The following is a 12,043-nucleotide window of genomic DNA, read 5'->3' on the forward strand; positions in this document are numbered from 1 at the left end:
CCCATAGTTTGGATAGTGAAATATCAATTCAAGATATTTTTTTGGTTGCGACGTGCCAAAAAGAAGACGAGTAAATAATTATCGAAGAAATTACAAAAAGATTGTACAGTATGTAATTAATACATAAGTACAATCTTTTTTTGTCAGACTGTTATGTTGTACATGAGACCAAGATACATTGTTATAACAAAACAAAAGCTAAAGGCTATAGGTAAAATAATGTTGGTTTTTTTTATAAAGCTAATTATTAGTAGAACAAGGAAGGTCATTGACATACCCAATAACAATGATCCTTCTAATGTAAAGGCAAATACTACTTTCATAGGTGAAAGAATATCGATTCCCATAATAAATTCAATCCATTTAGACGATCCTTCCGTTTTTAATGTTAAATTTAGATTATGTGGAGGAGATTGCGTACTCATTATGCCGGTAAAAAAGAAAACTAATGTAATTATGATATACTCGGCTTTTAACCATTTTTTTATTTTATTCGAAGAATCTTCAATAGACTGCTTCATTAGAAATCCATTAAAAAAAGCAAAGAACAAAACGGGAATGATACTTATATGTTTTAAAAGTAACATTTGTCCATATGGTAATAACCAAGCAGTCATATAATCCTTAAGTTTTAGTTCTTCTAACATTAAAATCATTCCACTTGCAAAAATAATAACTACACTAATTATCGCTAAGGGAGTAAACCATTTTAAAAAATTAGAATAGTTTTTTGTATCTTTTGAAAGAAATGCTACATGAAATAAGATTCCACTCCAGATAGATACCATTAGAAAGTGACTACTTTGGAAGATGAACCCTTTCCAAAAATCCATTGAAGTAATATGACCTGCGTACCCTATACTTAAAATCATTAATAATAACCAAAAGAAATTAAAGTACTTTTTTCCGTCATTATAAATATTAATTCCTAGCATAAGCGCAAACATGCATAAGTAAATCCACGCATTACCAATAGCCGTTTTTACAAAAACTGAATATGCGGCCATTTTAAGACTAACATCGTCTATGAAAAAGGTGATCACTCGTAGAATTGGAAACAGTGAAAAGACCAAGATTCCAATAATAATCCAATAAATTGCACTCTTAGAAATATTTGTTGAAGGTTTTTTTTCAGTTTGAATAAATTCCAATACGATTGATCCAGCTAATATTGAATAAAGAATATAAGTAATAAATTCTGTAAATGGAACAATATAACTCATTTTCTATTCCAAAGCATTACGCCACCTGCCATTAACGCGATACCGAATAGTCCGATTGCAATCAACGGGATTAGGTATTTAGATTTTTCTTTTTTTGGTGTAGCTTCTTTTTGTTTTTCAGCACTTGGCGATTTATCCTTTATTTCTTTTTCAGTTGACTTTTTTACGGTTGAAGATTTAGATTCAACTTGTTTTAATTGTACTTTAAATGATATTTGTCCTGTTACTGGATGCCCATCTTCACTAATTACTTTCCATTCAATTTTATAATTACCATTTTCTAAACCAGATGGTAAGTTTGCAATCAACTTATTATCTTTAACTATGACCTTTGTAACGACATTGTCGCTTCCATTGCGATACAACTTTATTGTTCCTAATTGTTCTAGTGCTTCTTCAAATTCTAACGTAATTTGCTTAATTGGTTCCGTTACAACCTGACCTTCAGATGGGTTAGACGACTCAAGTTTCGTATGTGCGCTCGCCATTGTTGGGAATAAAAATAATAGTAAAATGATAAATGATAAACCTTTTTTCATATAAATCTCCTTCTTTATGTAAGAATGAGTGCTTAATTTAATAGTGAATGAATATAGAATTCGCTAAGTTAAATTAACCACTTTTTATGCTAAAAATAATCTTATTATAAAAATGTGATGTATTTGTGAAGTGGTGTTCGCTAATCAATAAAAGTATTTTGAAGATCAATTTGAATGTAAGAAAATATAGTCCTTTTTAATAATATAGAGGTTTATTATAACAATAATGAATTGGAAAATAGTAATTTAAAGATATTTTTTCGTTACTTTACTTAGATTATTGCCTTTTTATAGCCATTTTATTGTCTTTGTCATATTTTGTAGAATAATATATTGACAAACTAGATTAGTAGAATGTATAGTGAATTTATAAAATTTAATTTAATATGATCTTTATCTCGTATGGATAGAGGCGCAGTTTTGATGAGTCATTACTTTGAGGTTTATGGTACCTGTGAAAAGTAATTAAAGGTAAAACTGCCGAAGTAACAAATTTGCCATTCAAGTTTGTTGCTGGGCCTATTGCTGAATAAGCGTAGGACTGTCACAAGTTTTTTTCTTGTGGAGGGCTATTGAAGAGATGTTGATGCTGTTTGACACATAAATTGAGTCTGAAACACGTGAACATTGCTTCACGTGTTTTTTGTATTTTTCCAAAGTTTCCAAACTTTACATAATGTTGGAAATTACTGTGTAAAATACACATCATACAACACTTTTGAACCGTCCCTAATTCTGCGTAAAGATAATATTGCATGAATGAAGAGGAGGCAACATGATGGGACAATCGAATCTCCCAAAAAATGAAAGAGTAGAAACAGCTACTCAGCAAGGTGCTCTTAAAAGGGGCTTAAAAGCAAGACACTTAACAATGATTTCAATTGGTGGTTCAATTGGAACTGGCTTATTTTTAGCTAGTGGTTCTTCTATTAGTGAAGCAGGTCCAGGAGGAGCTTTACTAGCTTATGGCTTAATTGGTTTAATGGTTTATTTCTTAATGACAAGTTTAGGAGAGATGGCTACATATTTACCAGTTTCTGGTTCATTTAGTACGTATGCATCTCGTTATGTAGATCCTGCTTTCGGTTTTGCAATGGGTTGGAACTATTGGTATAACTGGGCAATTACATTAGCATTTGAATTAGTTGCTTCTGCTATGTTAATGAAATATTGGTTCCCTCATACTCCGGCTGTATTATGGAGTGCTATATTTTTAATTATCATTTTAGGCTTAAATTTACTATCAGTTAAAGGTTATGGCGAGTCTGAGTTTTGGTTCTCTTTAATCAAAGTTGTAACAGTTATTGTCTTTTTAGTAGTTGGTATTGCAATGATTTTTGGTATTTTAGGTGGAGAAAATGTTGGCTTCAAAAACTTTACTGCTGGAAATGCTCCTTTCCATAATGGATTTTTAGGAGTTTTATCAATCTTTATTGTTGCTGGTTTTTCATTCCAAGGTACAGAATTAATTGGGGTAGCTGCTGGTGAGACAGAACACCCAGAAAAAAATGTTCCAAAAGCAATCCGTCAAATTTTCTGGCGTATCCTTTTATTCTATGTGTTAGCAATTTTCGTTATTGGTTTATTAATACCCTATACTGACCCTGATTTAATGCGAGGTGATGTTGCGGTAAGTCCATTTACGTTAGTTTTTGAGAAAATTGGAATTGCGTTTGCTGCATCTGTAATGAACACGGTTATTTTAACTTCAGTTTTATCAGCTGGGAATAGTGGTACGTATGCTTCAACTCGTATGTTATATACTTTAGCGATTGAGGGGAAAGCTCCTAAATTCTTAACAAAAGTAAATAAAAACGGTGTACCAACAAATGCTTTATATGTAACACTGGCTGTTGGCTCACTAGCATGTTTAACTTCATTTTTCGGTGAAGGTCAAGTATATACTTGGTTATTAAATTTATCTGGATTATCTGGTTTTATCGCATGGTTAGGTATTGCAATTTCACATTATCGTTTCCGTAAAGGCTATCTTGCTCAAGGGAAAGATTTAAATGATCTGCCATACCGTGCAAAATGGTTCCCACTAGGACCAATCTTAGCGTTCTTAGCATGTTTATTTATCGTGTTAGCTCAAAACTACCAAGCATTTACTGGTCATGTAATCGATTGGCAAGGTGTTCTAGTTTCGTATATCGGAATTCCAGTATTTTTAATCGTTTGGTTAGTTTATAAATTTAAACATAATACTAAAGTCGTTCCTTATAAAGAAATGGACTTAAGCAGAAAATAAAATGTAGCCCTTCCGTCATTTGATGGAAGGGTTTTTAGTTGATTTAATTATTTTTATTAAAAAATTGACATTTTTGTTCACAAAAACTAATATCATTAGTATTATAAAACTAATACCATTAGTTTTCATTAGGAGGTTTTTTTTATGAAGGTTACTCAAAATAATTTTCTTTATCAAATAAGCTTTTTACCTAATTTTTTCCCTGTGAACTGTTTTTTAATTGAAGAAGACGATGGACTTACATTAATAGATACTGCGTTATCGTTTAGCGCAAATAAAATTTTAGATGTATCAAATCAAATTGGTAAAAAAATTACGAATATCGTATTGACACATGCACATGGTGATCATGTAGGATCTTTAGATGAGTTGAAAGCATCTTTACCAGACGCTATTGTTTCAATCTCAAAAAGAGATGCTAAATTATTAAGAGGGGATGCTAGTTTAGAAGAAAATGAGCCAGCTAATTTCCCTATTAAAGGTGGAATTCCGAAGAACATTCAAACGGTCCCAGACAGACTTTTGCAAGAAGGAGATATGATTGGATCATTATTAGCCATTGAAGTACCTGGACATACACCTGGTTCTATGGCATTTTTAGATCAACGGACGAACGCTGTTATTGCTGGAGATGCATTTTCTTTAAGAGGTGGGTTTGCCATATCTGGTCAATTAAGAATTTTATTTCCATTTCCCTCATTAGCTACTTGGAATAAAGATGAAGCGATTAATAGCGCTAAAAAAATATTGAAATATAATCCTTCATTATTAGCTGTTGGGCACGGAACTATGCTAAGTAATCCACAAAATGCAATCGAGAGAGCAATTATCAAGAAATAAAGTAAGGAGAACATGTAATGTCACCTAGAATTGGTTTGAATTTTAATGAGTTATTAAAAAAATCTATTGAAATTGTTGATAATGAAGGGTGGGAGGCTTTAACCATTAGTTATTTAGCTAAAAAACTAACGATTCAACCTCCTTCTATTTATAATCATATAAAAAATTTAGATGAACTAAAAAATAAAGTCGCAATTTATGGAATTACTCAACTTTACGATCAGCTTGAAGCGTCTGTTAAATCAAAAGATAAAGACGAAGCGATTTATTCTTTAGCATTCGCCTATATTGATTTTGCCAGAAATCATCCAGGCTTATATCAAGCGACATTATCGTCAAATCATACGTTAGGAAATGAATATCATTCAATGGGCAAAAAAATATTGGAATTAATTTTTAATGTTCTTAATCCGTTTAAATTAAGTGAAATAGACTTGATTCATACGGTTAGAGGACTTAGAAGTATTCTCCATGGGTTTGTATCTCTTGAAAGTCATGAAGGATTTGGAATAAATATTCCGATACACGATAGTGTTTTATTTACACTGAAAAAATTTCTGCAAAATAGTAAAATGCAATCCTAAAAGTACCTGTTTAGTAACTCGACAGTGATCTTTATTGGTTCTTGTAAGTAAATAGCTGTAGGAATGAAGATTTAATTCGATTTAATTTCTGAAGCGTAGTAGGAAGGTACACATTGAAAGTAGAAATTCGGAGAATCATCAGGTCCCGAATTTTTTTGAATTTATAACTTTATAATTTAACAGTCTAGCAAATAGTGTGAAAAAGATTGTATTAATTAGTTTATGATACAATTATAGAAAAAATTTCCATTCGAAAGAAGGCGTATTCATGAAAGCAATTTTAATTCATCAGTATGGAGATAGCTCTGAATTTAAAACATCTGATATTTCTCGACCTAAGCCTAAAGGGAATGAGGTTTTAGTAAAGGTATCTGCTACGAGTATAAATCCAATTGATACAAAAATTAGAAAAGGGGTCGTTCCGAATGCGTTCCAACCGAATTTTCCGATGATCCTACATAGTGATTTCTCTGGTGAAATTGTTGAAATTGGAGAGAATGTATCGCGTTTTTCAGTCGGAGATTTCGTTTATGGCTTAAATGTATTTGGAGGTGCTCTTTCAGATTTTTTAGTCATCGATGAAAATGTGATTTCCAAAACTCCTAGTAATTTACCTATTGAAGAAGCGGCAAGCTTGCCTTTAACTTCAATTACAGCATGGGAGGCATTAGTTGATCGAGGGAATATGAAAAAAGGTGATCATATTTTGATTCACGGAGGTACAGGTGGAGTAGGTCATATCGCAATACAAGTTGCTAAAGCTTTAGGTGCAATCGTATCTACTACAGTTTCCTCGAATGAAAAAGCCGAACTAGTTCGATCACTTGGCGTAGATTATGTCATTAACTACAAAGAAGAAACGGTTGATGAGTATGTCGGTCGTTTAACGGATGGCAAAGGATTTGATATTGTCTTTGATACAGTCGGTAATGAAAATTTAGATAAATCATTTTATGCTGTTAAAGCAGGCGGAAGTGTTCTTGCTATCGCTGCTCGCTCAACTCATGATTTAACCATTTTACATAACAAGTCTTTATCATTGCATGTTATTTTTATAATGCTGACTCAGCGAACAGAAGAAGGGCGTAAATTGCATGCGGCTATATTAAATCAAATCGCTAGTCTTGTGGAAGACAATAAATTAAAACCCCTTATTAATCCTAAATGCTTTACGTTTGATCAAGTGAAAGAAGCTCATGATTATTTAGAGAATAAAGAAATAGAGTTTGGTAAAGTGTTAATCGTAAATAAATAATGTGTTTGTAAAATCCCTTTTGCTTTTGTAGAAGGGATTTATTTTTTTGAATTGAAATAAATAGGATATTATTCTTCTAATGGATATTGTTTAAAAGAGGTATATAATGGAAATATAATTCATGATATAAAAGGATGTGAACAAGGGACAAAATTTCTTTCCCTTTATTCGTATGAAAATAAAACTAATTATAGCTGATGATAATTCATTTATTAGAGAGGGGCTCAAAATCATCTTAAGTTCATACGACGAATTTGAAGTTCTGGAGACTGTAAATGATGGTAGTGAGGCATTCAAATATTGTCAAAACAATCAAGTAGATGTTGCGCTTTTAGATGTACGGATGCCGAATATGAATGGTGTGGAAGCTACAAAGCTTATATCTGAGCAGACGAAGACGAAACCACTTATTTTAACGACTTTTGATGATGATGAATATATTATTGATGCTGTTAAAAACGGTGCAAAGGGATATTTACTAAAAAACAATGATCCAGAACGGATTCGTGAGGCCATTAAAAGTGTTTACTATGGTAATACGATCATGCAAGATCTAGTATTAGATAAAATTAGATCAAACTTAAATCAATCAAATAGATCTGAAACAAAAATCGATACAAGTCAATTTACACAAAGAGAGTTAGATGTAATGTCGTTAATAGCAAAAGGTTTTTCAAATAAAGAAATTTCAAAGCAAATCTATATTTCTGAAGGAACAGTCGCGAATTACATTACTTCGATTTTAGCAAAAACAGGGTTAGAACATCGCACACAAATTGCTATTTTCTATATAACAGGGAAAGTGGATTAACGCGAGGGGCTGAAGATGGAGCGTTGGATTATTTTAAATAAGTTTTCTATTATCATGTATATCGCATTTATTTGTATTCGTAATGATATTTCTAATTTTTCTTGGGTATTATTTACGTTACTACTTTACTTCTGTTTGAATATTAGCATTTACATTTTAAAGAAAGTATCGCTAATTAAATTTATTATCTTTTTATCGATTGTGCTAATTCTTTGTTCAAATTTCTTGGTTCAGCCATTATTACTATTATTGCTACCAATTTCTATTCTCGAAATTGCCGTCTACTTTACTTCGAAAAAGTGGGTATGGTTAATTCTTGCTATATTGCCAATTTTCTATATACAAGATTCGTATCAAGCAATTTATGGTCTAGTCACCGTAGTTAGTTTTATAATTTTTTCGATTGTTACATCATTTAATACGAGGTTTCGGTTTAAGGAAGATCAGATTGACAAAATGAGAAACACTATTCAAAAACTTACGAAAAAATTAAATGATCATAATGAGTTCATTGAACAGTCGGAATATACCTTTAAGTTAGAAGAGCGAAATCGGATATCACAAGAAATTCATGATAAGATCGGGCATTCTATGACAGGTGCTTTATTTCAGATGGAAGCGGCTAAGCACCTAATGAGTAATGATCAAGATAAAGCATTGGAATTACTTCAAAATGCAATTAATATTTCGAAGGATGGAATTGAAAACATACGACTCACCTTGAAAAATATGAAACCTCCAACTGAACAAATGGGGATTCACCATATGAAATTATTCATTGATGAATTTTCTGCTAAGAATGAATTGAAAACCTCGTTTGTTTACAAAGGAAATTTGGATCTTGTTACACCAATTCAATGGAAAATCATACATGAAAATGTAATCGAGGCATTAACAAATTCGATGAAATATGCTGATGCAACTGAAATTTCGATCGAAATTCACGTGATGAATCAAATGATTAAGGCACAGGTGAAAGATAATGGTAAAGGTAAATTGAAAATCAAAAAAGGTTTAGGCATTATCGGTATGGAAGAGAGAACAGCATCTATTAACGGGAAAATAATTGTTGATGGGAATATTGGTTTTTCAGTGACAACCTTACTTCCAATCCAAATCCAGTAAGTGTCAGTCATAGTTATTTGTAAATATTTTGTAGGTGACAATGATTATTTCATAAAAAAATATGAGTTTCTTCATGTGAAAAGGGTGAACTAATACACTGATATTAGTTCACCCTTTTGCTTATAATAGCATCATGAAGTCAATGGAGAGGTGAGAGTATGAAAGTTTTAGAGATAAAGAACTTAACAAAAAAATTTGGCGATTTTATTGCAGTTGATAATATGTCTTTATCAATTGAGGAAGGCGAAATTTTTGGTTTTCTTGGTGCGAATGGTGCAGGGAAAAGTACGACGATTAATATTATTTCCGGACTTTTACGTAGTAATCAAGGAACAGTTGAAATCCTTGGAAAAAATACAAAGAAAAATAGTAAGTTTGCCAAAATGAATATTGGAATGGTTCCACAGGATTTGGCAATTTATGAAGATTTAACAGCATACGAGAATGTTAGATTTTTTGCTGGCTTATATGGACTAAGGGGTTCGGAATTAAATGAAAGAGTCGAAGAAGCGCTACAATTTGTAGGGCTCGAAGATAAGCTTAAGGAGTATCCTAAAAATTTCTCTGGTGGAATGAAGAGACGTCTAAACATTGCTTGTGCGATTGCACACCGACCTAAGTTAATTATTATGGATGAGCCAACAGTAGGAATTGATCCACATTCACGTAATTATATTCTTAATAGTGTTCGCAAGCTTAATGAAATGGGTTGTACGATTATTTACACAAGTCATTACATGGAAGAAGTAGAAGAAATCTGTTCCCGTATTTCAATTATCGACCATGGCAAAATCATTGCTGAAGGGACGAAGGAGCAGCTTACATCTATTATTACAAATACGAAAGATATTAAAATTGAAGTTAAATCAACTGAAAATATTGATGTAACACAGATTAAATCGATTATTGGTGTAGAAGCTGTTCACATTTCAGATAATCTTATTACAATTACGTCAGATAATGGTGTTAATAATTTAAATAAAATCGTTCAGCATTTTATTAATAGTGAGATTGAAATTAGTTCATTACATGAGAATGCACCTAATTTAGAAACAGTTTTTCTGACACTAACGGGTCGGAATTTACGTGATTAATTTCATTGGAAATTTAAAAAGGAGGCATTTCTCTTGAACATATTTAACATTGCTTTCATGGAAATTAAACGTGATTTCCGGGATATTAGAACATTAGTCTTTATGTTAGCATTTCCAATTGTATTAATGTTAGTTCTTGGTACGGCACTTTCAAATGCATTTACGACATCGATTCCAATTAAAAACGTAGATGTTTTATATAAAGATTCGTCAACAGAAGGAGAGTTTTCGAATTATTTTAATGAATTTATTAAAGCAGCAAACCATTCTGGGGTTCATTTTAAAAAAGCAACAAATGATGTAAATGGTGAAAATGAAGTAAAACGAAATCGTTATGATGGGTATGTAGTCATCCAAAATAATGGAATCAAATTATTTATTAATGAAGGAAATAGTGTTGAAGGTAGCATTATTCAAGGGATGTTAACTACCTTTGTTGATAAATATAATGTTGCAGCAGAAGTTGTCAAAATTGATCCTAGTAAAGTAAAGGAAGTTTTTAGCAATCATTCACATGAAAATTATATTAAGGATACATCAATTAGTTCTAATAAGCAGCCTGGATCAATGGATTATTATGCAATTGCGATGACAACTATGATTGCACTTTATGGAGCTATGTCTGCCAGTAATTTAATTAGTGGGGAACGAGTTCGAAAAACAGCTGACCGTTTAATTGTTTCTCCTATTCGTAAAAGTGAGATTTTCATTGGGAAAATAGTAGGAAGTATTGTTGTTAATTTTCTTTGTGCGACAGTAATCGTATTTTTTAGTAAGTTCTTTTTCGATGCAGATTGGGGTAGCCACCTTTGGTTAGTTTTACTTGTTATATTGACGGAAGTATTGTTTGCGATTAGTTTTGGATTGGCGATTAGCTATTTAACGAAAACAAGTGCTTCTTCTAGGGTGATTATCTTGATTGTTGTACAGTTATCTTCATTTTTTGGTGGTGCTTATTTTAAACTAGGAGATACTAGTGGGATTCTTGAATTTATCACTAAACTTTCACCTCTTACATGGGCGAATACTGCAATTAGTAAAATCATCTATGCCGATGATCTGTCTGCTGCAGTTCCTGCGTTCACTTTTAATATTGGATTATCTTTATTATTCTTATTAATGGCAACTATTTCTCTACGAAGAAGGGAGGGATTGTAAGATGCAAACAATCATTTGGTTGATTACCAATACATTAAGAGTTACTTTGAAAAATAAGAAAAATATCATTATGTATATTTTTGTTCCTTTAATAGGTATTTTCATCTCTTTCTTAGCTTACGGAGGAGCGGATAAAACAGTTATCCAAGTTGGTATTGTTAATGATGATAATCATACGATTGCCAATGATACGATTAGATTTTTAGAAGGTTTAGATAATGTTCATATTCAAAAAATAAGCAATAAGGAAGTAAAAGATAAAGTTGCATCTGGATCACTTGATTGTGTTATTTCATTTCAGGATGGATTCACTGAAAGTGTCCGACAAGGAAAGCCTGACCATATTCAAATTTCTTCGATAAAAGGCGCTCAAATTACTAGTTTCGTTAAGTCTTACTTATATAATTATATTGATAATATTGCTGCTATTAGCAGAGTAGCAAAAACGGACCAAACTAAGTTTGATCAAATGGTTTCAAATTACCAACATGCTAATTTTAAGGTAACTTCTAAGACATTGTCAGATACATCTAAATCTGAAAATATGACTACTTATAGTTTGGGCTTTTTAATTATGATTATGTTAATGTCTGCAGGGAATTTATCGGAAATCATCTTAAAAGAAAAAGAAAATCGAATTTACTTCCGTCTACTTTCTACACCGATTAATGCCAGAAAGTACATCTTCTCAAATATTGTGGTTAATATGATTGTCATGTTTATTCAAGTAATTCTAACACTGGTCTTTATGACATTTGTATTCCATATCGATATTCACATCCCATTTTGGGAAGCGGCTGTTGTGATGTTATTATTTGCATTGATTGCGGTAGGAATTTCATTAGTAATTGTTGCATTCTCTAATAGCACGAAATCGTCAGGTGCTTTACAAAATTTAATTATCGTACCAACCGTTATGATTTCTGGTTGCTTTTGGCCAATTGAAATTATGCCAACGTCAATTCAAAAAATTGCAGATTTTCTTCCACAAAGGTGGACATTAGAAACTTTAACAAAATTACAGCAGGGTAGCAGTTTAGGAAGTTTATATTTAAACATTTTAATTCTTTTAGCCTTCGCTATCGCGTTTTTCTTAATAGCAGTTTATAAATTTAGCAGAAATAGTCATACTAGAAATTTTGTGTAAAGTTCATATTAAAAAG

General features: G+C 31.8%; 11 protein-coding genes and 1 riboswitch. Of the genes, 9 read left to right on the forward strand and 2 right to left on the reverse strand.

Going from position 1 to position 12,043, the window contains the following annotated elements; translation table 11 throughout:
- Positions 1-143: 143 nt before the first annotated feature.
- Together B7R65_RS15455 and B7R65_RS15460 are read right to left on the reverse strand one after the other, a co-directional pair.
- Complete coding sequence (locus tag B7R65_RS15455) at positions 144-1,223, reverse strand: copper resistance D family protein (protein ID WP_088043703.1); 1,080 nt, start codon at positions 1,221-1,223, stop codon at positions 144-146.
- Positions 1,220-1,762: a copper resistance CopC family protein gene (locus B7R65_RS15460; RefSeq protein ID WP_088043704.1), complete on the reverse strand. Its 543-nt coding sequence runs from the start codon at positions 1,760-1,762 to the stop codon at positions 1,220-1,222. Before B7R65_RS15460 ends, B7R65_RS15455 begins: the two co-directional genes overlap by 4 nt.
- 399 nt (positions 1,763-2,161) lie before the next feature.
- Positions 2,162-2,342, forward strand: a riboswitch (Lysine riboswitch).
- A gap of 198 nt (positions 2,343-2,540) precedes the next feature.
- Between B7R65_RS15460 and B7R65_RS15465 the strand changes: the two genes are divergently transcribed.
- From B7R65_RS15465 to B7R65_RS15505, 9 genes are all read left to right on the forward strand, one after another.
- On the forward strand, positions 2,541-4,013 hold the full coding sequence (locus B7R65_RS15465; RefSeq protein ID WP_088043705.1) for an amino acid permease: 1,473 nt from the start codon (positions 2,541-2,543) through the stop codon (positions 4,011-4,013).
- Positions 4,014-4,157: 144 nt separating this feature from the next.
- On the forward strand, positions 4,158-4,853 hold the full coding sequence (locus B7R65_RS15470; RefSeq protein ID WP_088043706.1) for an MBL fold metallo-hydrolase: 696 nt from the start codon (positions 4,158-4,160) through the stop codon (positions 4,851-4,853).
- 17 nt (positions 4,854-4,870) lie between these two features.
- A complete protein-coding gene (locus B7R65_RS15475) occupies positions 4,871-5,437 on the forward strand; it encodes a TetR/AcrR family transcriptional regulator (RefSeq protein WP_088043707.1) in 567 nt (188 codons plus the stop codon).
- Positions 5,438-5,705: 268 nt separating this feature from the next.
- Positions 5,706-6,692 carry a zinc-dependent alcohol dehydrogenase family protein gene (locus B7R65_RS15480; RefSeq protein ID WP_088043709.1) on the forward strand — a complete coding sequence of 329 codons (987 nt, stop codon included), beginning with the start codon at positions 5,706-5,708 and terminating at the stop codon, positions 6,690-6,692.
- A gap of 172 nt (positions 6,693-6,864) precedes the next feature.
- On the forward strand, positions 6,865-7,503 hold the full coding sequence (locus B7R65_RS15485) for a response regulator transcription factor (protein ID WP_088043710.1): 639 nt from the start codon (positions 6,865-6,867) through the stop codon (positions 7,501-7,503).
- Positions 7,504-7,518: 15 nt separating this feature from the next.
- A complete protein-coding gene (locus B7R65_RS15490) occupies positions 7,519-8,628 on the forward strand; it encodes a sensor histidine kinase (RefSeq protein ID WP_088043711.1) in 1,110 nt (369 codons plus the stop codon).
- Between the two features lie 158 nt (positions 8,629-8,786).
- Positions 8,787-9,722 (forward strand): ABC transporter ATP-binding protein, encoded by a 936-nt coding sequence (locus tag B7R65_RS15495; RefSeq protein WP_088043712.1) that lies wholly within the window; start codon positions 8,787-8,789, stop codon positions 9,720-9,722.
- A 33-nt stretch (positions 9,723-9,755) separates the two neighbouring features.
- Positions 9,756-10,880, forward strand: a complete 1,125-nt coding sequence (locus B7R65_RS15500; RefSeq protein WP_088043713.1) for an ABC transporter permease — start codon at positions 9,756-9,758, stop codon at positions 10,878-10,880.
- Position 10,881: 1 nt separating this feature from the next.
- Complete coding sequence (locus B7R65_RS15505) at positions 10,882-12,027, forward strand: ABC transporter permease (RefSeq protein ID WP_088043714.1); 1,146 nt, start codon at positions 10,882-10,884, stop codon at positions 12,025-12,027.
- The last annotated feature ends 16 nt before the right edge of the window (positions 12,028-12,043 follow it).

The sequence above is a fragment of the Bacillus sp. EAC genome (assembly GCF_002156875.1).
Lineage (GTDB): Bacteria > Bacillota > Bacilli > Bacillales > Bacillaceae_G > Gottfriedia.

What these genes read in the sequence shown, in the direction of transcription:
- B7R65_RS15460 (WP_088043704.1), bottom strand. Translation starts at nt 1,762, where the DNA reads ATGAAAAAAGGTTTATCATTTATCATTTTACTATTATTTTTATTCCCA.
- B7R65_RS15505 (WP_088043714.1), top strand. Translation starts at nt 10,882, where the DNA reads ATGCAAACAATCATTTGGTTGATTACCAATACATTAAGAGTTACTTTG.
- B7R65_RS15465 (WP_088043705.1), top strand. Translation starts at nt 2,541, where the DNA reads ATGGGACAATCGAATCTCCCAAAAAATGAAAGAGTAGAAACAGCTACT.
- B7R65_RS15495 (WP_088043712.1), top strand. Translation starts at nt 8,787, where the DNA reads ATGAAAGTTTTAGAGATAAAGAACTTAACAAAAAAATTTGGCGATTTT.
- B7R65_RS15490 (WP_088043711.1), top strand. Translation starts at nt 7,519, where the DNA reads ATGGAGCGTTGGATTATTTTAAATAAGTTTTCTATTATCATGTATATC.
- B7R65_RS15455 (WP_088043703.1), bottom strand. Translation starts at nt 1,223, where the DNA reads ATGAGTTATATTGTTCCATTTACAGAATTTATTACTTATATTCTTTAT.
- B7R65_RS15480 (WP_088043709.1), top strand. Translation starts at nt 5,706, where the DNA reads ATGAAAGCAATTTTAATTCATCAGTATGGAGATAGCTCTGAATTTAAA.
- B7R65_RS15485 (WP_088043710.1), top strand. Translation starts at nt 6,865, where the DNA reads ATGAAAATAAAACTAATTATAGCTGATGATAATTCATTTATTAGAGAG.
- B7R65_RS15470 (WP_088043706.1), top strand. Translation starts at nt 4,158, where the DNA reads ATGAAGGTTACTCAAAATAATTTTCTTTATCAAATAAGCTTTTTACCT.
- B7R65_RS15475 (WP_088043707.1), top strand. Translation starts at nt 4,871, where the DNA reads ATGTCACCTAGAATTGGTTTGAATTTTAATGAGTTATTAAAAAAATCT.